General features: G+C 69.1%; 15 protein-coding genes and 2 tRNA genes. 12 read left to right on the forward strand and 5 right to left on the reverse strand.

Annotated elements, in window-relative coordinates; translation table 11 throughout:
* Positions 1 to 25: 25 nt before the first annotated feature.
* Positions 26 to 1,498, reverse strand: a complete 1,473-nt coding sequence (locus tag ACFVYE_RS34865; protein WP_383966511.1) for an amino acid permease — start codon at positions 1,496 to 1,498, stop codon at positions 26 to 28.
* A 270-nt stretch (positions 1,499 to 1,768) separates the two neighbouring features.
* Here ACFVYE_RS34865 and ACFVYE_RS34870 point away from each other — a divergent pair, with 270 nt between their 5' ends.
* Together ACFVYE_RS34870 and ACFVYE_RS34875 are read left to right on the forward strand one after the other, a co-directional pair.
* A complete protein-coding gene (locus ACFVYE_RS34870; protein WP_362193899.1) occupies positions 1,769 to 2,257 on the forward strand; it encodes a ribose-5-phosphate isomerase in 489 nt (162 codons plus the stop codon).
* Positions 2,258 to 2,364: 107 nt separating this feature from the next.
* The gene (locus ACFVYE_RS34875) at positions 2,365 to 3,174 is read left to right on the forward strand and encodes an Fpg/Nei family DNA glycosylase (RefSeq protein WP_383966508.1); all 810 of its coding nucleotides are present in this window, start codon (positions 2,365 to 2,367) and stop codon (positions 3,172 to 3,174) included.
* 88 nt (positions 3,175 to 3,262) lie between these two features.
* On the opposite strand, the gene ACFVYE_RS34880 is transcribed toward ACFVYE_RS34875, so the two are convergent.
* Positions 3,263 to 4,495, reverse strand: a complete 1,233-nt coding sequence (locus tag ACFVYE_RS34880) for a GNAT family N-acetyltransferase (protein WP_383966505.1) — start codon at positions 4,493 to 4,495, stop codon at positions 3,263 to 3,265.
* A 104-nt stretch (positions 4,496 to 4,599) separates the two neighbouring features.
* On the opposite strand from ACFVYE_RS34880, the gene ACFVYE_RS34885 reads away from it, so the two are divergent.
* Positions 4,600 to 5,745, forward strand: a complete 1,146-nt coding sequence (locus tag ACFVYE_RS34885; RefSeq protein WP_383966503.1) for a PP2C family protein-serine/threonine phosphatase — start codon at positions 4,600 to 4,602, stop codon at positions 5,743 to 5,745.
* A gap of 122 nt (positions 5,746 to 5,867) precedes the next feature.
* Here ACFVYE_RS34885 and ACFVYE_RS34890 read toward each other — a convergent pair whose 3' ends face one another.
* Positions 5,868 to 7,064: a cation:proton antiporter gene (locus ACFVYE_RS34890; RefSeq protein ID WP_383966501.1), complete on the reverse strand. Its 1,197-nt coding sequence runs from the start codon at positions 7,062 to 7,064 to the stop codon at positions 5,868 to 5,870.
* Positions 7,065 to 7,360: 296 nt separating this feature from the next.
* On the opposite strand from ACFVYE_RS34890, the gene ACFVYE_RS34895 reads away from it, so the two are divergent.
* Genes ACFVYE_RS34895 through ACFVYE_RS34905 form a run of 3 tightly spaced genes read left to right on the forward strand, consistent with a single transcriptional unit; the run spans position 7,361 to position 11,193 of the window.
* Complete coding sequence (locus tag ACFVYE_RS34895) at positions 7,361 to 8,197, forward strand: ABC transporter ATP-binding protein (protein WP_383966592.1); 837 nt, start codon at positions 7,361 to 7,363, stop codon at positions 8,195 to 8,197.
* A complete protein-coding gene (locus ACFVYE_RS34900) occupies positions 8,197 to 10,677 on the forward strand; it encodes an ABC transporter permease (RefSeq protein ID WP_383966498.1) in 2,481 nt (826 codons plus the stop codon). The genes ACFVYE_RS34895 and ACFVYE_RS34900 overlap by 1 nt, the downstream gene beginning before the upstream one ends.
* A 9-nt stretch (positions 10,678 to 10,686) precedes the next feature.
* On the forward strand, positions 10,687 to 11,193 hold the full coding sequence (locus ACFVYE_RS34905) for an HD domain-containing protein (protein ID WP_383966495.1): 507 nt from the start codon (positions 10,687 to 10,689) through the stop codon (positions 11,191 to 11,193).
* Positions 11,194 to 11,203: 10 nt separating this feature from the next.
* On the opposite strand, the gene ACFVYE_RS34910 is transcribed toward ACFVYE_RS34905, so the two are convergent.
* The gene (locus ACFVYE_RS34910; RefSeq protein ID WP_389608135.1) at positions 11,204 to 12,358 is read right to left on the reverse strand and encodes an acyltransferase family protein; all 1,155 of its coding nucleotides are present in this window, start codon (positions 12,356 to 12,358) and stop codon (positions 11,204 to 11,206) included.
* A 479-nt stretch (positions 12,359 to 12,837) separates the two neighbouring features.
* Here ACFVYE_RS34910 and ACFVYE_RS34915 point away from each other — a divergent pair, with 479 nt between their 5' ends.
* Positions 12,838 to 13,032, forward strand: a complete 195-nt coding sequence (locus tag ACFVYE_RS34915) for a hypothetical protein (RefSeq protein ID WP_136325240.1) — start codon at positions 12,838 to 12,840, stop codon at positions 13,030 to 13,032.
* Positions 13,033 to 13,149: 117 nt separating this feature from the next.
* Here the strand turns inward: ACFVYE_RS34915 and ACFVYE_RS34920 are convergent.
* Positions 13,150 to 13,223: transfer RNA gene (locus tag ACFVYE_RS34920), tRNA-Gly, on the reverse strand.
* Between the two features lie 155 nt (positions 13,224 to 13,378).
* On the opposite strand from ACFVYE_RS34920, the gene ACFVYE_RS34925 reads away from it, so the two are divergent.
* From ACFVYE_RS34925 to clpX, 5 genes are all read left to right on the forward strand, one after another.
* Positions 13,379 to 13,455, forward strand: a tRNA-Pro gene (locus tag ACFVYE_RS34925).
* Between the two features lie 150 nt (positions 13,456 to 13,605).
* Positions 13,606 to 15,003 (forward strand): trigger factor, encoded by a 1,398-nt coding sequence (tig, locus tag ACFVYE_RS34930; protein ID WP_383966490.1) that lies wholly within the window; start codon positions 13,606 to 13,608, stop codon positions 15,001 to 15,003.
* A gap of 265 nt (positions 15,004 to 15,268) precedes the next feature.
* Complete coding sequence (locus ACFVYE_RS34935; RefSeq protein ID WP_176729207.1) at positions 15,269 to 15,874, forward strand: ATP-dependent Clp protease proteolytic subunit; 606 nt, start codon at positions 15,269 to 15,271, stop codon at positions 15,872 to 15,874.
* Between the two features lie 80 nt (positions 15,875 to 15,954).
* Positions 15,955 to 16,638, forward strand: coding sequence for an ATP-dependent Clp protease proteolytic subunit (locus ACFVYE_RS34940; RefSeq protein ID WP_383979618.1), 684 nt, complete (start codon positions 15,955 to 15,957; stop codon positions 16,636 to 16,638).
* A gap of 157 nt (positions 16,639 to 16,795) precedes the next feature.
* A complete protein-coding gene (gene clpX / locus ACFVYE_RS34945) occupies positions 16,796 to 18,094 on the forward strand; it encodes an ATP-dependent Clp protease ATP-binding subunit ClpX (protein WP_114244485.1) in 1,299 nt (432 codons plus the stop codon).
* The last annotated feature ends 22 nt before the right edge of the window (positions 18,095 to 18,116 follow it).

Raw genomic sequence — 18,116 nt, forward strand, 5'->3', positions numbered from 1 at the left:
TTCTCGGTAAACCTGACATCGGCCGTCAGGTATTGCTGGGGGTTTCCACAGCGGTGCGGTTCTTGCGGTTTCGGACCTCACGGACCAGCGAGATCGCCACCACAACGGCCGCGACGAGCAGCGAGAGCAGCACCTGCTCGCGTCCGCTGTCGTCGGTCAGCATGTAGACGAGGACGAACGAGATCCCCGCGATGGTCGCCCAGGTGAGGTACGGGAAGAGCCACATCCGTACGACCAGCTTCTCCGGCGACTCGCGCAGGATGATGCCCCGCATCCGCAGCTGGGTGAAGCAGATGACCAGCCAGACGAAGAGGGCGACCGCACCGGAGGAGTTCAGCAGGAACTGGAAGACGGTGTCGGGCCACTGGTAGTTGAAGAACACGGCGACGAAGCCGAAGACGACGGAGGACAGGATGGCCGCCTGCGGCACGCCCCGCTTGTTCGTCCGGGCGAACGCCTTCGGCGCGTCCCCGCGGCCGCCGAGCGAGAAGGCCATCCGCGAGGCGGTGTAGAGGCCGGAGTTGAGGCAGGACAGCACGGCCGTCAGCACGATGACGTCCATCACCTGACCGGCGTGCGGGATGCCGATGGAGTTGAGGGCGGCCACATAGCTGCCCTCCTCCAGGATCGAGGCGTCGTTCCACGGCAGCAGGGTGAGCACGATGAAGATCGAGCCCAGGTAGAAGACGGCGATCCGCCAGATCACGCTGTTGGTGGCCTTCTGGACGGCGCGCTGCGGGTTCTCGGACTCGCCGGCGGCGAGGGTGACGATCTCGCTGCCCATGAAGGAGAAGACGACCATCAGCACACCGGTGAGGATGGCGCCGGGTCCCTTGGGGAAGAACCCGCCGGTGTCGGTGAGATGCGCGAGCCCCGAGCCGGGGTTGTCCGAGCCGGGCAGCAGCCCGAAGACGGCGAGCAGTCCGACGACCACGAACGCACCGATCGCCACGACCTTGATCCCGGCGAACCAGAACTCGAACTCACCGTACGACCCGACCGAGACCAGGTTCGTCGCGGTCAGTACGACCATCACGATCAGCGCCCACGCCCACTGCGGGACGCCCGGCACCCAGCCCTCCAGGATCTTGGCACCCGCCGTGGCTTCGACGGCGAGCACCACGACCCAGAAGAACCAGTACAGCCAGCCGATCGAGAAGCCGGCCCAGCGGCCCAGCGCCTGGTCGGCGTAGGCGGAGAAGGAGCCCGAGCTGGGGCGGGCGGCAGCCATCTCGCCGAGCATCCGCATCACGAAGACGACCATCAGGCCGACCAGCGCGTACGACAGGAGGATGGCCGGTCCCGCAGCGGCGATGCCTGCGCCGGAGCCCACGAAGAGGCCCGCGCCGATGACACCGCCGATGGCGATCATCGAGAGATGGCGGTTCTTGAGGCCTGCCTGGAGACCGTCGGAGGAGCCCGGTGCGTCCGGTCCGTTCGACCGGTCCGGCTTGCCGGGCTGGTGGCCCGGCCCGGCCAGAGTCGTCTGCGACGTCATGGATCGAATCCTTACGTTTTCGGATCACGCGATGCGTGCCCAGCTGCCGGAGTGGGGTGCGGCAGCGAGTGATGCATTGAAGCTCGCCGAACCGTGGAAGCGGAACCCCCTCTTCCAAATCGTTGACCGGATCGTTGCCCGAGTGGCGTTGCACACACAGGGCCGCACAGGGGCCCGCACGCAGGGTCCGCCGCCCCTCCGGGCGGACCCGGCCGGAGGGTCCCGACCCCGATGGCGCTTACCCGGCGACGCTCGTGCCACACTCGGAACATGCGCGTGTACCTCGGCTCGGACCATGCCGGCTATGAACTCAAGAACCACCTCGTCGAGTGGCTCACGGCCCAGGGCCACGAGGCCGTCGACTGTGGCCCCCACATCTACGACGCCCAGGACGACTACCCGCCGTTCTGCCTGCGTGCCGCCGAGAAGACGGCCGCGGACCCGGACAGCCTCGGCATCGTGATCGGCGGCTCCGGAAACGGCGAGCAGATCGCCGCCAACAAGGTCAAGGGCGTGCGTGCCGCACTCGCCTGGAGCGAGCAGACCGCCGCGCTCGGCCGTGAGCACAACGACGCCAATGTGGTCGCCATCGGTGGCCGGATGCACTCGGTGGAGGAGTCCACCAAGTTCGTCGAGATCTTCCTCGCCACTCCGTACTCGGGTGAGGAGCGTCACACCCGCCGCATCGAGATGCTGACGGCGTACGAGACGACCGGCGAGCTCCCCCCGATCCCGGCCCACCACCCGCAGCAGGGCTGACCGCCCTCCACCCCTGTGCCGCCGGTGTTCCCGGCGGCACAGTCGTTTCCCCGCGTCACCCGTCGCCGCGCCCCCACGCCCCTACGTCACCGAGGAGAGCCGCCGCCGTGCCCGAGGGACACACGATCCACCGCCTCGCGGCGGACCACCGGGACAGGTTCGCCGGGCGGCCGGTGCGGGTGAGCAGCCCGCAGGGCAAGTTCTCCGACAGCGCCGCGCTGCTGGACGGTCGCACGTTCACCGGCGTCGACGCCCATGGCAAGCACCTCTTCCTCGGTTTCGAGGACGCCGGCTGGGTCCACATCCACCTGGGCCTCTTCGGCAAGCTCGGCTTCGGTACGACCCCGGCCCCGCCGCCCACCGACACCGTCCGGCTGCGCCTGGTGACCGACGAACACCACGCGGATCTGCGCGGCCCCACCACGTGCGCGCTGATCAACGACCCCGAGAAGCGCGCGATACACGACCGCCTCGGCCCGGACCCGCTGCGGACCGACGAGGACGGCGAGCGGGCCTGGCGGCGGATCTCCCGCAGCCGTATCACCGTCGCGGCCCTGCTGATGGATCAGAAGGTCATCGCGGGGGTCGGCAACGTGTACCGCGCGGAGGTGCTGTTCCGGCACGGCATCGACCCGTACCGCCTGGGCAGGGACCTCACGCGGGCGGAGTGGGACGCGATCTGGGCCGACCTGGTGGTGCTGATGCGCGAGGGCGTACGGAACAACCGGATCGACACGGTCCGCCCCGAGCACATGCCGGAGGCGATGGGGCGCCTGCCGCGCGTCGACGACCACGGCGGCGAGGTGTACGTGTACCGCAGGGCCCGGCATGCCTGCCACATCTGCGGCGGCGAGATCCGCACCGCCGACCTCGCCGCCCGCAACCTCTTCTGGTGCCCGGGCTGCCAGCGCGCCTAGCGCGGCAAATTCCAGCCTGTCCGGCGGTTGAGGACAAAGCGGCCGGGCGGGGGCCCGGGGCAGGGTTCCGCGCCCCGGACGACCACCGCTAGAACCCCCGGGGCAACCACGGCGCCGCGTCCGACGAGAACGCCAGCGACGCCTCCGCCAGCGCGCCCGCCCGCAGCTCCCGCACCCGCCCGGCCAGGGCCAACGCGCTCAGCGACTCGCCGCCCAGATACGCCGAGCCCAACTCCCGTACCGAAAGCGCGAGATCGGCTGCGTCATCGGTCCGCCGGCACGACGCAACGCCCTTGGCGTCACCCGTGAGCCGCCAACGCCCCGCATTCCAGGGGCAGAACGCGTCCTCGACCTCGAACACCACATCCACCGGTGCCCGATACGCCCGCGCCTCCAGCGCCGCCCCCAGCTCCACCAGCCGCACATGGAGCGAATCCCGGACCCGGATGTTGCACCGCCGCACGTCCGACACCAGGTGCAGCACCGCATCGTCGACGGGCCGGTTCCGCGCGTCGACCGTCGACGTCAGGTCGATCTCGAAGACGAACCGCCACAACGCCGCGTACGCCGCCGGGTCCAGCGCGGCAAGATCGTTCACCGCGACCGTGCCCTTGGGGCCGGACGGATCCCATTCAGGCTTGATGTGATATGTCACATAGCCGACGATCTCCCCGTCCCGCTCCGCCAGCACGCACTGCTGCGCCGAACCGCCCTGCCGGGAACTCACCGGGTCGACCATCGGCTTCCGCTCCCAGCCGGGCCCATGGGCCGGTGTGCCGGGGCGGCCGGCCACCAACTGCTCGTACACGCCCTCGCACGCGGCCATCGCCTCGTCCGGCTTCGCGTGACGCAGGCGCACCTCTTCCGTGCCCTTCGGTACCGTGAGCCGCACCCGGTCCGTGTCGATCGTCAGGGACATCTGCCGCGAGGCGGCGCCGTATCCGAACCGGCCGTAGATCACCGGTTCGGACGCCGTAAGGACGGCGATCGGCTCACCCAGCGCCCGGACGTCGTCGAGCTGCCGACGCATCATCGAGGTCAGCAGCCCGCGCCTGCGGTGGGTGGACGCGACACTCACCATCGTGACCCCGGCGGCGGGCACCAGCGCCCCGCCCGGCACGGCGACCCGGAAGCTGAACGCCCCGGCCGTGGCGACGACATCGGTGCCGTCCCAGATTCCGATCGACCGCTCGTGCTCGGTCAGCTGCTCGTCCAGCTCGCGCTGCTCGGGGGGCTCTGCGACACCGCCGAATGCGAGCTCCAGACACTCGAACCATTCGTTCCATTCGGACGGTCGCAACACGCGAAGCTCAGTAGTCATGGGCCATGCCTATCAGGGGTGCGGCGGCCGGTCGACCCGATTTCGAACGCATTGTCGCGGGGTCCCCCTGCACCGGAGGCGGTCGGGTGGATAAGGTCCCCGCAATGGCCCGTCGCGCAGGAGCAGACTCGTACCCGGCCCGATTTCGGAAATCGGCGCACCGGGCACGCATCGCGCTGCGCAAGTCCGGTGTCGACTACTTCCGCGGCGACGGCTCGGACTGGATCGCGCTGGCCGGTCTGCTGCTCACCATTCCGGCCATCACCTGCGCCACCCTGCTCAATCCGGTGTGGTGCTCACCGGCCGCGCTCGTCCTGCCGATCGTCGCGGGCGGTCTGCTGCTGCGGCCCGCGAGCCTGCTGGGTCTGTACGCGACTGCCGCCGCCGCCCTGATCGTGGAGTCCCTCGGACTGGGCCCGTACGAGGACGGCCCGGCCCGGGTGACCCCCGGCATCGTCCTGGTGGTCGCGGCCTGCGGTTTCTTCGGGCTGGTCCTCGCCCAGTTCCGGGCCAGGGTCGGTGTGCCGTGGCGACGCGGCGGCACCATGCTCTTCGACCTGCGCGAACGCATCAGGGTGCAGAGCGCCCTGCCCCGGTTGCCGCAGGGCTGGCACCGCGAGATGGCGCTGCGCCCGGCGGGCGGTCAGTCCTTCTCCGGTGACTTCGTCGTCGCCGCCCGTACCAACGGCGGACGGACCCTGGAGGCCGTACTCACCGATGTCTCCGGCAAGGGCATGGACGCGGGCTCCCGCGCCCTGCTGCTGTCCGGCGCCTTCGGCGGCCTCCTCGGTTCGCTGCCCCCGCACGGCTTCCTCCCGGCGGCCAACGGCTATCTGCTGCGCCAGGACTGGGACGAGGGTTTCGCCACCTCGATCCATCTGGTCCTGGACCTCGAATCGGGCGACTACGAACTCCTCTCGGCGGGTCACCCGCCGGCCCTGCAGCTCCACTCGGGCAGCGGCCAGTGGGAGGAGAAGGCAGCGGAGGGCCCGTTGCTCGGGGTGTACGACGGGGCACAGTTCGACGCGGTGAAGGGCTCGTTGGCCCCCGGCGACGTGCTGATGCTGTTCACGGACGGCCTGGTGGAGGCGTCCGACCGCGATATCGCGGAGGGCATCGACCGGCTGACCGGTGAGGCCGACCGCTATGTCGTCACCGGTTTCGAGGGCGCGGCCTGGCATCTGATCGAGGCATGCGCCAAGGACGTCAACGACGACCGGGCGCTGCTGCTGTTGTCGCGCAACTCCTGAACCGTACGCAAAAGGGCCGAACCGGGCGTACGTCAACGGGAATTGGCCCATCACCGGAACGTGGGCACCGACATGTCCGGGTACGAGGCGGGCCCTCGTGCCCGGACACGCCGGCCGTCGTCTCAGGCCGGGACCGAGACCTGCCCGGCGCCGCTGCCGCTGTCACTGTCCTCACCCCGGCCCCGCCCGCCCGGCAGGATGCGGGCCAGCCAGTGCGACCTTCCGGCGGCCAGCGGTGCGAGGACCGCGAGGACGAGTACGTATCCGGCGATGAACGGGGAGAGCCGTTCGTCCAGCCCCGCGGCCGCCGCCATCGTGGCGAGGATCAGGGCGAACTCGCCGCGGGCCACCAGCGTGGTGGAGATGTTCGCCGTGGCCTGCGGGCCGAACGCGTACACCTTGGCGGCGGCAAGTCCGGCGAGGACATTCATGGCGAGGGTCACCGCGACGGCGGCCAGCACCGGCCACAGGACGGTCGGCAGATCGCCCGGGTTGATGGAGAGGCCGAAGGCGAAGAAGAAGATCGCACCGAAGGCGTCGCGCAGCGGGTGGACCAGCTTGAGGATGCGCGTGCCGGAGGACGTACTGCCGAGCATCAGGCCGACCATGAAGGCGCCGATCGCGTCCGCGACCCCGAACCACTCCGAGACACCCGCCACGAAGACCGCGGCGCCGAGGAAGGAGATGACGAGGAGTTCGTCGTCGCGGGTGTTGATCAGCTTGCCGATGACCTTGGTGCCGAACCGAGCGGCCAGGGCGAGCAGCAGCAGGAAGCCGAAGGCCTTGCCGCCGTCGACCGCCGCGGCGGAGAGGCTGTCGGCGCCCGACAGGATCGGCTGGAGGGCGGCCAGATAGAGGGCGAGGAACACGTCCTCGACGACGATGATGCCGAGGATCGGCTTGGTCTCCGGATTGCCGATACGGCCCAGGTCGACCAGGACCTTGGTGACGATGGCCGACGACGAGATGCCGAGCACACCGGCGAGGACCAGCGCTTCGGATGTGCCCCAGCCCAGCGCGAAGCCGAAGCCGAGCCCGGCGCCGACGTTCAGGGCGAGATAGGTGCCGCCGGCGAGCGCCATCTTGCGGCCGCCGGCCTTGAGGTCGTCGAGATGGAATTCGAGGCCGAGGTAGAAGAGCAGCAGCACCAGACCGAGTGCCGAGAGCATCTCCAGGTCGTGCGGGTCGGCGACGAGCACGATGCCGGGCGTGTGCGGGCCGAGCAGGATTCCGGCCAGGATGAACAAGGGGATGGTCGGCAGTCCGATGCGGCTGCCGACGCGGGCGAGAACGGCGGCGGCGAGGAAGGCGCCGCCCATGGCGATGAGAGTGTCTGCGTGTCCGATGAGCCTGTCCTTCGATAGGTCAAGAGAGCGTCAAGGAATCGTCAGTAATTAGTTTACCGAATGATTGACGTTGCAACTATGGCCACCCCCGACAGGACCTGGCCCGCTCACCCCGACAGGCCCCTGAGGTCTGCCCCACCCCCGTAGCACCCTGGGGTTTGCCCCACCCCCGATCCGCCAGCAGCCGCCATGGTCCGGACCCTCTCGTGATCCGTACGTTCGAGGTATCGGCCGGACGACCGGCCGACGAACAACGGAAGGCGGACACCATGGGGCTGCGACGCACCAAGCAGGGCGCGCAGGACAGGCAGTACACGGCGGACATCCAGCAGGGGCCCGGCCCCTCGGACCTTGCCGTGGAACTGCGAGGCGTCCGCAGGCAGTACGGTCGCGGCGGCTCCGCCGTCCACGCCCTGAGGGGCATCGACCTCGCCCTCCCGCGAGCCAGTTTCACCGCCGTCATGGGCCCCTCCGGCTCGGGAAAGTCGACCTTCCTGCAGTGCGCGGCCGGACTCGACCGCCCCACCGAAGGCTCCGTACGCCTCGGCGGCACCGAGATCACCGGCATGAGCGAGAACCGGCTCACCGAGCTGCGCCGCACCCGCCTCGGCTTCGTCTTCCAGGCCTTCAACCTGCTCCCGTCCCTCACGGTCGAGCAGAACGTCGTCCTGCCCATGCGCCTGGCCGGACAGCGCACCGGCTCCGCCCGCAGCCGCCGCGCAGCCGCCGAGATGCTCACCCGGGTCGGCCTCGGCGACAAGGGCGCGCGTCGCCCCGGCCAGCTCTCCGGCGGCCAGCAGCAGCGCGTCGCCGTCGCCCGCGCCCTGGTCACCCGCCCCGACGTGGTCTTCGCCGACGAACCGACCGGCGCCCTCGACACCACCACCGCCGCCGAGATCCTCGCCCTGCTCCGGCATGCGGTGGACAGCCTCGGCGCCACCGTCGTCATGGTCACCCACGACCCGGCGGCCGCCGCCTACGCCGACCGGGTGCTCTTCCTCGCCGACGGTGCGATCGCGGACAGTCTGCCGCGCGCCGGCGCCGCACAGATCGCCGCGCGGATGACCGCACTGACCGCCCCCGCCCACGCAGGAGCAGCAGCCTGATGTTCACCCCGCACATCCCGAACGGCCTCGCCCGCGCGGCCGTTCGCTTCAAGCCCTCGTCGTTCGTCGGAACCTTCGTCGCGCTGCTGCTGGCCGCGGCGATCGTCTCCGCCTGCGGCATCCTGCTGGAGACCGGCCTGCGCGCCTCGGTACCCGCGGACCGCTACGCGAAGGCACCCGTGGTGGTCGCCGCCGACCAGCGGGTCCACATGACGGTCGGCAGCGGCGAGGGCGCGTACGACGCCGCGACCCCCGTACCGGACACCGCGCGGCTCCCCGAATCCCTGGTGGGCAAGGCCGCCGCGGCCCCCGGCGCGGCAGCCGCGATCGGGGACGTCAGCTACTCCGTACAGCAGGACAACACCCCCCTCACCGCTCACGGCTGGGGCTCCACCGCCCTCACCGGCGTGCGACTGCTCACCGGCGAGGCGCCCGGGACCGGCGAAGTCGTCGTCCCCACCGGCACCGAGGCCCGGGTCGGTGAGAAGACCACCCTCGACACCCCGGCGGGCGTACGGGAGTTCCGCGTCGCGGGCACCACCGCGACCGAAGCCACCGTCTGGTTCGCCGACCGGCAGGCCGTACAGCTCTCCGGCCACCCCGGCCGGGTCGACGCCATCGCCGTGCTCGCCGCCGACGGCACCTCCGCCGACACCCTCGCCGGCCAGGTACGCGACGCCGTCGGTCACACCGCCGGGACCCAGGTCCACACCGGTGACGGCCGGGGCGCCGTCGAGGACGCGGAACTCGCGGGCGCCAAGGAACTCCTCGTCGGCCTCGGCGGCTCCTTCGGCGGCGTCGCCGCCATGGTCGCCGTCTTCACCGCCGCCGGTACGGTCGCCCTCTCCGTCGGCCAGCGCAGCCGTGAGTTCGCCCTGCTGCGCGCCATCGGTGCCACCCCGCGCCAGTTGCGCCGCACCATCGCCACCGAGTCCCTGCTCGTCGCCCCGCTCGCCGGAGCGCTCGGCTGTCTGCCCGGAATCGCCCTGGCCCACTGGTGGTTCGGGCAGCTCCAGGACAGGGGAGCCATCCCCGAAGCCGTCGCTCTGCGGGTGTCCTGGCTGCCGCTGACCATCGCCGAGGCCGCCACGATGCTCACCGCGCTGAGCGCCGGATACTTCGCCGCCCGCCGGCCGTCGAAGACCAAGCCGGGGCTGGCTCTCGCCCAGTCCGCGGTGGAACGCCCCCCGTTCGGCTGGATCCGCACCCCGCTCGGCATCGCCGCCCTCGGCGGCGGCGTAGCTTTCGCGGGGGTCGCCGCGTCCACGAGCGGCGAGGACGCGGCGAACGCCGCACTCGGCGTCGTCATGTTCTTCATGCTCGCGGTCGGCCTGCTCGGCCCGCTGATCGCCCGGATCTGCGCCGCCGTCATCGGCTTCCCGCTGCGCGCCGCCGGCGCGTCGGGCTCGCTGGCCGCCGCCAACTCCCGGACGAACTCGCGCCGCCTGGCCTCCGCGATCACCCCGATCGTGCTCGCCATGGCCTTCTCCTCGACGCTCGTCTTCATGCACACGAGCGAGGACCGGGTGATCGCCCACCAGCAGCGCGACGCCATCACCGCCGACCACATCGTCTCCGCACCGGCAGGACTCGCCTCCGACGCCACCGCACGGGCCGCCGCCACACCCGGTGTCACGACCGCCGTCGGGCTGCTCCGCAGTTCCGTCCTGGTGCCCACCGGATCGGGCGGGGACCGGCGGCTCCAGACCACCTCCGCCCAGGGGATCACCGGCTCCGGCCACGACCTCGCCAAGGTCCAGGACCTCGACGTCCGGACCGGATCGCTCACCGGCCTGCGGACCGGCACCGTCGCCATCGACACCACCCTCGCCGGATCCACGAAGCTCGGCACCGGCGACCGGCTGGCCCTGCGCCTCCCGGACGGCACCAAGGCGTCACCGAAGATCGTCGCCGTCTACGGGCGCGGCCTGGGCACCAGCCTCGTCACGCTGCCCGCCGCCGACCTGAAGGGCCATGTCACCTCGCCGTACGTCTCCGACCTGCTGGTACGGGCCACACCCGCCGCCGCACAGAAGCTCACCGCGCTCGGCACCGTCACCGACCGGACCGGCTACGCCGCCGCACAGGACCAGAACCGTGAGCTCAGCGCCTGGGCCAACACCGTCATGGCCGCGGTCCTCGGCGGATTCGCTGCCGTCGCCGCGGTCAACACTCTGGTGATGACCGTCCTCGACCGGCGCCGCGAACTGACCATGCTGCGGCTCGTCGGCTCCACCCGCCGCCAGGTCATGGGGATGATCCGCTGGGAGGCGCTGCTCGTCACGGTCGCCGGCGCCGCGCTCGGCACCGGCATCGCACTGGCCACACTGGTCCCGATGGTGAAGGGATTCACGGGCGAATCGCCGTACATCCCGCCGGTGTTGTACGGATCGTTCGTCGCCGCGACCGTCGGGCTCGGTCTCGCCGCCGCAACGGTCCCGGCCCGTGCGGCCCTGCGCAGAACGGCCGCCCGTCCGTAGAGTCTGGCCATGACCACGCCGCGCGCACATCTGACCCTGGCCGAAGTCGAGGCGATCGCCCGTAAGGCCCACGCCCACCAGCGGGACAAGGCGGGACGCCCGTACGCCGAACACCTCGCCGCTGTTGCCGAGGGCGTACGGATCAGGGGCGGCAGCGACGAACAGATCGCCGCGGCCTGGCTGCACGACGCCGTCGAGGACGACGCACTGCCGGAGGAATGGCTGGCCGACGCCGCGCTGCCTCAGGAGGTCAAGGACATGGTCCTCGCCGTCACCAGACGTGACGGCGAGGACCTCGGTCCGTACACCCGGCGCATCCTCGACACCCCGGGCGCCCTGCTGATCAAGGAGTCCGACCTGGCACACAATGCCGACCCGGCCCGCATCGCCGTGCTGGAACCGGCGACCCGTGCCCGACTGTCCGAGAAGTATGCGCAGGTACGGGGGCTGCTCGGGCTCACCCCAGGTGAATCGCCCGTCGAGCAATCGGTTCAAGCCAACACGGCGAAGGGCTGATCCACTCGGATCAGAGTCTGGACGCGGCGCGCCGGAACGCCCAGTTCATGTCCGGTTCGGTCACCGGGCGCAGCACCCGCCGCACCGGCGGCGTACACATCAGCGTCACCGCACCGGCCGCGACCAGTGAGACGAGGACCAGGCCGCCGGGTGCCGAGAGCCATTCGTAGGCGTCGAACACGCCTGCGTATCCGGCGCCCTTGATCAGGAATCCGTGCAGCAGATAGCCGCAGATCGTTCCGCCGCCGAGCACGGTGAACCACATGTGGCGACGCGGCACCCAGGACAGGAACCCGATCGTGAGCAGCAGCGCGCAGCCGAACATCGCCAGTGTCATCACGGCACCGGACCACCACGGGGCGCCCATCTCGGGCGCGCTGTTGCTGCGGTAGAACCAGCCCAGCTGCATCCGCGGCGCCGCCCAGTACGCGAAAAGCAGGGCCCCGGCGAACAGCGGGAGCGCGAGCATCCGCACCTCACGCCGGCGGACCAGTTGGAAATGCTCGGGCTTCAGCTGGAGTCCCAGTACGAAGAACGGCAGGAACTGCAGCACACGCTGGAGATCGAGATCGTCGCCGATCGTCGGGGAGAAAGAGGCGAGCACGGCGATGACGAGCGCCACGGGCAGTGGATGGCGCAGCGCCTGCCACAGCGGTGTGGTGATCCGCCAGATGAACAGCGCGATCAGGAACCAGGTGAGATACCAGGGGTCGATCAGGCTGATCGGATGATCGGGCGAGTTGTCCGCGTACCGCTTGAACAGCGAATACGCCGTCTCGAACACCACATAGGGCACGGCAACGCCGGTGACCAGGCGTTTTACCTTGGCGGCGGACATGTCGAACGAGCGGGAGAAATAGCCGGAGACGATGATGAACGCCGGCATGTGAAAGGTGTACGCCACCATGTACAGCGCACGGACGGTCCGGCTGCCGTCCATCACCGGTTCCCACGAGTGCGCCACCGCGACGAGCACGATGGCCAGATATTTGACGTTGTCGAAGTAGGCGTCACGCTTCTTCGCCGGCGCAGCGGCCGGAGGCTTGTTCGCCACCGGTGCGGGGGGTGCCGCAGTGGCAGTCATCGTCCCTTGGTGTCTGGGCTCCGACTCCCGGGTCGCCGATGGGAGCGGGGCCCTCTGAAATACGTTCGGAGCGTGGAACATCTAAAGCACCTTAGACGCCACGATTGCAATTCGTAAAACCACCCACGGATATTGCATGTCCGCGTCCAATCAAAAGCGAAACCGCCAAAAACCGCCCACTATGCCCTGCTTCATCCCCCTTAAATGGGGCATATCGTCAGGCGGTGGGGGGAGGTGAATTTCGTCGCACTAGAGCCTTGGAATTGCGTGTGAATAAAGTGTGTGGATATGGAAACCGTCACAGTCGCAGGTCGTTGTGATTATTTGATTCACAGTTCACTCACAGGTGTGGGGAGCCTTGGCGGGGCCCTGTGCCACCCCTTGTGCGGCCGTGCGCCCCCGGGCGCACGCGGGGCGCAAGGATGGCGCGATCCCGTCCGTTCGATCCGTCACCTGGCAGCGACCACAGGGGAGTTGGTGGCACGATGGACGGAACGGAGGAGTGCTCGGCCGCACACCTCCGGGCCGGCAAGGCGGACCGACCAAGGGTGTGATCAGTCGTGGCCATTTCACTGTCTGTGGTGCTTCTGTTGGCGATCATCCTGGTGGTCCTGATCCGAGGCGGCTCCATCAAGGCCGGACCCGCGATCGTCGCGGTGCTCTTCGGCTTCTTCCTGGCATCGACCGGCATGGCTCCGTCGATAAACAGGTTCATGAACTCGATAGCGGAGACCATCAACCAGATCAGCTTCTGATCCGGCCGCGCCGGCGCCCGCGCTCCGGCGCGAGAGGCCCGGCAGGACACGGGCGGAACGCGGCCGGAACGCAAAGGGCCCGGTCCGACGAGGAATTCGTCGGACCGGGCCCAAATGTGGAGCGGGCGACGGGAATCGAACCCGCGTAGCTAGTTTGGAAGACTAGGGCTCTACCATTGAGCTACGCCCGCAAGCACCGCACCGCAGGTCCGGGGACCGGCGGCAACGAGAAGCATCCTAGCGGGTCGTGGGCGCTGCCCGCACACCCGATTGCGGTCATCCGGTGTCGCCCGCGCAAAGCGGCTGATGCACCGCCTGTCTGCATGTACCCTACGTGTCGCACCGACGGGGTGTGGCGCAGCTTGGTAGCGCGTCCGCTTTGGGAGCGGAAGGTCGTCGGTTCGAATCCGGCCACCCCGACCATCGGCAAGATCGCATTGTGGGAGTCCGTCTCCTTGCCGTTACTATGCAAAATGCGTGCCCGTGTGTCTGATGTACCGGGCTCGGTCCGCGAAGCCGCCACCCGTGCGGCGGAGCAGAACCCCAAGAAGTCAGCCACAAGGAGACCGAACCGTGAAGAGCGCCGTGGAGACCCTGAACCCGACCCGGGTTCGGCTCACTGTCGAGGTGCCCTTCGAGGAGCTCAAGGACAGCCTCGACGCGGCGTACAAGAAGATCAACCAGCAGGTCACGGTGAAGGGCTTCCGCAAGGGCAAGATCCCCGCCCGGGTCATCGACCAGCGGTTCGGCCGTGGTGCGGTGCTGGAGGAGGCCGTCAACGACGCCCTCCCGAAGTTCTACACCGAGGCTGTCAACGAGGGTGAGCTCAACGTCCTCGGTCAGCCCGAGGTCGACATCACCGAGCTGAAGGACGGCGAGCTGCTGGCCTTCACCGCCGAGGTTGACGTACGCCCCGAGATCGAGATTCCGGACTACTCCGGCATCGAGGTCACCGTCGACGCCCTCGAGGTCAGCGACGAGGACGTCGAGAAGGCCGTGGAGCAGCTCCGCGAGCGCTTCGCCTCCACCAACCCGGTCGAGCGCGCCGCCGCCGAGGGTGACGTCGTGACGATCGACCTGCAGGCCAAGGTCGACGACGAGGTCCTGGAGGACGGCGTGGCCGAGGGTGTCTCGTACACCATCGGTTCCGGCGAGCTCCTCGACGGCATCGACGCCGCCGTCACCGGCCTGGAGGCGGGTGGCGAGGCCACCTTCACCTCCGAGCTGAAGGGCGGCTCGGCCGAGGGCAAGGAGGCCGAGGTCACCGTCAAGGTCACCGCCGTCGCCGCCCGTGAGCTCCCCGAGCTGGACGACGAGTTCGCCCAGATGGCGAGTGAGTTCGACACCCTCGACGAGATGAAGGCGGACAGCCGCAAGCGTCTCGAGAACACCAAGCAGTTCGACCAGGCCACCCAGGCCCAGGAGCGCGTCCTCGACGAGCTGCTGAAGCTGGCCGAGGTCCCGATCCCGGAGAAGCTGCTCGCGGACGAGGTCCAGACCCGCAAGCACAACCTCGAGCACCACCAGCTCGGTCAGATGGGTCTGACCCTCGACAAGTACCTGGAGATCCAGGGCAAGACGGTCGAGGAGTTCGAGGCCGAGACCTCCGAGCAGGCGATCAAGGGCATCAAGACCCAGTTCATCCTGGACGAGATCGTCAACAAGGAGAAGCTGAACGTCAACCAGGAGGAGCTCACCGAGCACCTCATGCGGCGCGCTGCTTCCTCCGGTATGAGCCCCGACCAGTTCGCCCAGGCCGTCGTCGAGGGCGGCCAGGTGCCGATGCTCGTCGGCGAGGTCGCCCGCGGCAAGGCGCTGGCCGTGGTCGTCGAGGCCGCCAAGGTCGTCGACACCAACGGTGAGGTCGTCGAGCTGGAGGACGACGAGGAGGAGGCCATCGAGACGGTCGAGGCCGCCGATGGTGCCGCCGAGGCCGTTGCCGAGGCCACCGAGGAGAAGAACGAGGCCTGAGCCTCGCGCTGAACCCGTACGACGGGCTCCGGACGCTGTGCGTCCGGGGCCCGTCGTCGTATGGCGTACGGGTGCCCCACAACCCTTGTGCGGACTGCGGAGCTTGCGCTCCCAGCGAACAGTTGCGGAAGCGGGATGGCGTTGTCCTACCTGCGCGTTAGGGTCCATGAATAGGAAGGGCAGGGGAGTCCCCGCCCACCCGGTACGAAGACGCTGAGACGGCCGGAGCCGTCAGAGACGAGCAGGTGGATACGTGACGAATCTGATGCCCTACGCCGCCGGAGAGCCGTCCCTCGGTGGAGGCCTCGGTGACCAGGTCTACAGCCGACTGCTCGGCGAACGCATCATCTTCCTCGGTCAGCAGGTGGACGATGAGATCGCCAACAAGATCACGGCGCAGCTGCTTCTCCTTGCCGCCGAGCCGGACAAGGACATCTACCTCTACATCAACAGCCCCGGCGGTTCGGTGACGGCCGGCATGGCGGTCTACGACACCATGCAGTACATCCCGAACGACGTGGTCACCATCGGTATGGGCATGGCGGCCTCGATGGGCCAGTTCCTGCTCACCGGCGGCACCGCGGGCAAGCGCTTCGCGCTCCCGAACACCGACATCCTCATGCACCAGGGTTCGGCCGGCATCGGCGGTACCGCCTCGGACATCAAGATCCAGGCCCAGTACCTGCTGCGCACCAAGCAGCGGATGGCGGAGATCACCGCCCGCCACTCCGGCCAGACGGTCGAGACGATCATCCGCGACGGCGACCGCGACCGCTGGTACACCGCGGAGGAGGCCAAGGAGTACGGCCTCATCGACGAGATCATCACGATCGCATCGGGCGTTCCGGGCGGCGGCGGCACCGGCGCCTGATCCGGTACCCACCGGATCCGGCTCCACCGCCCCGCGCACCTCTCGTACGCCGAGACACCCAGCCACAGAACGCCACCAGGATGGTGAACACCCACATGAACAACTTCCCCGGCGCCTCCGCGAGCGGCCTCTACACCGGCCCGCAGGTGGACAACCGCTACATCGTGCCGCGCTTCGTGGAGCGCACCTCGCAGGGCGTGCGTGAGTACGACCCGTACGCGAAGCTCTTCGAGGAGCGCGTGATCTTCCTCGGCGTGCAGATCGACGACGCCTCCGCCAACGACGTCATGGCGCAGCTGCTGTGCCTGGAGTCGATGGACCCCGACCGGGACATCTCGATCTACATCAACAGCCCCGGCGGCTCGTTCACCGCGCTCACCGCGATCTACGACACGATGCAGTTCGTGAAGCCGGACATCCAGACGGTCTGCATGGGCCAGGCGGCCTCCGCCGCGGCCGTGCTGCTCGCCGCGGGTACGCCCGGCAAGCGGATGGCGCTGCCCAACGCCCGTGTACTGATCCACCAGCCGTCCTCGCAGACCGGCCGTGAGCAGCTCTCCGACCTGGAGATCGCGGCCAACGAGATCCTGCGGATGCGCACCCAGCTGGAGGAGATGCTGGCCAAGCACTCCACCACGCCGATCGACAAGATCCGCGACGACATCGAGCGCGACAAGATCCTGACCGCCGAGGAAGCTCTCGCCTACGGTCTCGTCGACCAGATCGTGTCGACGCGCAAGACCGCGGCCGGAGCGCTCGCCTGACCTCGGCCTTCACCCCTTGGCACGGCAGGTTCACACGGTCTCGGCCGTGTGAACCGTGCCAAGGGGGGCCCGAACAGGGGGCAAGGCAAGGTACCGTCGGATAGAGGCACCAGGAGCCGCTGAACCAGGCTGCTCCCAGGCGAAGGGGAAGCACCTCGTGGCACGCATCGGTGATGGCGGCGACCTGCTCAAGTGCTCGTTCTGCGGAAAGAGCCAGAAGCAGGTGAAGAAGCTCATCGCGGGACCCGGTGTGTACATCTGCGACGAGTGCATCGATCTCTGCAACGAGATCATCGAGGAGGAGCTCGCGGAGACCTCCGAGGTGCGGTGGGAGGAACTCCCCAAGCCGCGCGAGATCTACGAGTTCCTCGAGGGGTACGTCGTCGGGCAGGAGCCCGCGAAGAAGGCCCTCTCGGTCGCTGTGTACAACCACTACAAGCGGGTCCAGGCGGGCGAGAACGGCGGCGCGCAGGGTCGGGACGACGCCATCGAGCTGGCCAAGTCCAACATCCTGCTGCTGGGCCCCACGGGCTCCGGCAAGACGCTTCTCGCGCAGACCCTGGCCCGTATGCTCAACGTCCCGTTCGCCATCGCCGACGCGACGGCGCTGACGGAGGCCGGCTATGTCGGCGAGGACGTCGAGAACATCCTGCTGAAGCTGATCCAGGCCGCGGACTACGACGTCAAGAAGGCCGAGACCGGGATCATCTACATCGACGAGATCGACAAGGTCGCCCGCAAGAGCGAGAACCCGTCGATCACCCGCGATGTCTCCGGCGAGGGCGTCCAGCAGGCCCTGTTGAAGATCCTGGAGGGCACCACCGCCTCCGTACCGCCGCAGGGCGGCCGGAAGCACCCGCACCAGGAGTTCATCCAGATCGACACGACGAACGTGCTGTTCATCGTGGGCGGTGCCTTCTCCGGTCTGGAGAGGATCATCGAGTCGCGGGCGGGCGCCAAGGGCATCGGCTTCGGCGCGACGATCCGCTCCAAGCGGGAGATCGAGGCGAGCGACCAGTTCCAGGAGGTCATGCCGGAGGACCTGGTGAAGTTCGGGATGATCCCGGAGTTCATCGGCCGTCTTCCTGTCCTCACCTCGGTCCACAACCTGGACCGTGAGGCGCTGCTGCAGATCCTCGTCGAGCCGCGCAACGCGCTGGTGAAGCAGTATCAACGACTGTTCGAACTCGACGGTGTCGAGCTGGACTTCGACCGCCCGGCCCTGGAGGCCATCGCCGACCAGGCGATCCTGCGCGGCACCGGCGCGCGTGGCCTGCGAGCCATCATGGAAGAGGTCCTCCAGTCCGTGATGTACGAGGTGCCGTCGCGCAAGGACGTCGCCCGCGTCGTCATCACGGCGGACGTCGTCCGCAACAACGTGAACCCGACCCTGGTCCCGCGCGAGCCGCGGACGATCGGGAAGGGCGACGACGGGCGGCACGAGAAGTCCGCGTAGCGGTACGTGAACGCAAGGGGCG

The organism is Streptomyces sp. NPDC058239 (assembly GCF_042882185.1).
GTDB lineage: Bacteria > Actinomycetota > Actinomycetes > Streptomycetales > Streptomycetaceae > Streptomyces.

What these genes read in the sequence shown, in the direction of transcription:
- ACFVYE_RS34885 (WP_383966503.1), top strand. Translation starts at nt 4,600, where the DNA reads ATGGCCCGTCGCGCAGGAGCAGACTCGTACCCGGCCCGATTTCGGAAA.
- ACFVYE_RS34865 (WP_383966511.1), bottom strand. Translation starts at nt 1,498, where the DNA reads ATGACGTCGCAGACGACTCTGGCCGGGCCGGGCCACCAGCCCGGCAAG.
- ACFVYE_RS34940 (WP_383979618.1), top strand. Translation starts at nt 15,955, where the DNA reads ATGGTGAACACCCACATGAACAACTTCCCCGGCGCCTCCGCGAGCGGC.
- ACFVYE_RS34880 (WP_383966505.1), bottom strand. Translation starts at nt 4,495, where the DNA reads ATGACTACTGAGCTTCGCGTGTTGCGACCGTCCGAATGGAACGAATGG.
- ACFVYE_RS34910 (WP_389608135.1), bottom strand. Translation starts at nt 12,358, where the DNA reads ATGTTCCACGCTCCGAACGTATTTCAGAGGGCCCCGCTCCCATCGGCG.
- ACFVYE_RS34905 (WP_383966495.1), top strand. Translation starts at nt 10,687, where the DNA reads ATGACCACGCCGCGCGCACATCTGACCCTGGCCGAAGTCGAGGCGATC.
- ACFVYE_RS34900 (WP_383966498.1), top strand. Translation starts at nt 8,197, where the DNA reads ATGTTCACCCCGCACATCCCGAACGGCCTCGCCCGCGCGGCCGTTCGC.
- ACFVYE_RS34895 (WP_383966592.1), top strand. Translation starts at nt 7,361, where the DNA reads ATGGGGCTGCGACGCACCAAGCAGGGCGCGCAGGACAGGCAGTACACG.
- ACFVYE_RS34890 (WP_383966501.1), bottom strand. Translation starts at nt 7,064, where the DNA reads ATGGGCGGCGCCTTCCTCGCCGCCGCCGTTCTCGCCCGCGTCGGCAGC.
- ACFVYE_RS34935 (WP_176729207.1), top strand. Translation starts at nt 15,269, where the DNA reads ATGCCCTACGCCGCCGGAGAGCCGTCCCTCGGTGGAGGCCTCGGTGAC.
- ACFVYE_RS34870 (WP_362193899.1), top strand. Translation starts at nt 1,769, where the DNA reads ATGCGCGTGTACCTCGGCTCGGACCATGCCGGCTATGAACTCAAGAAC.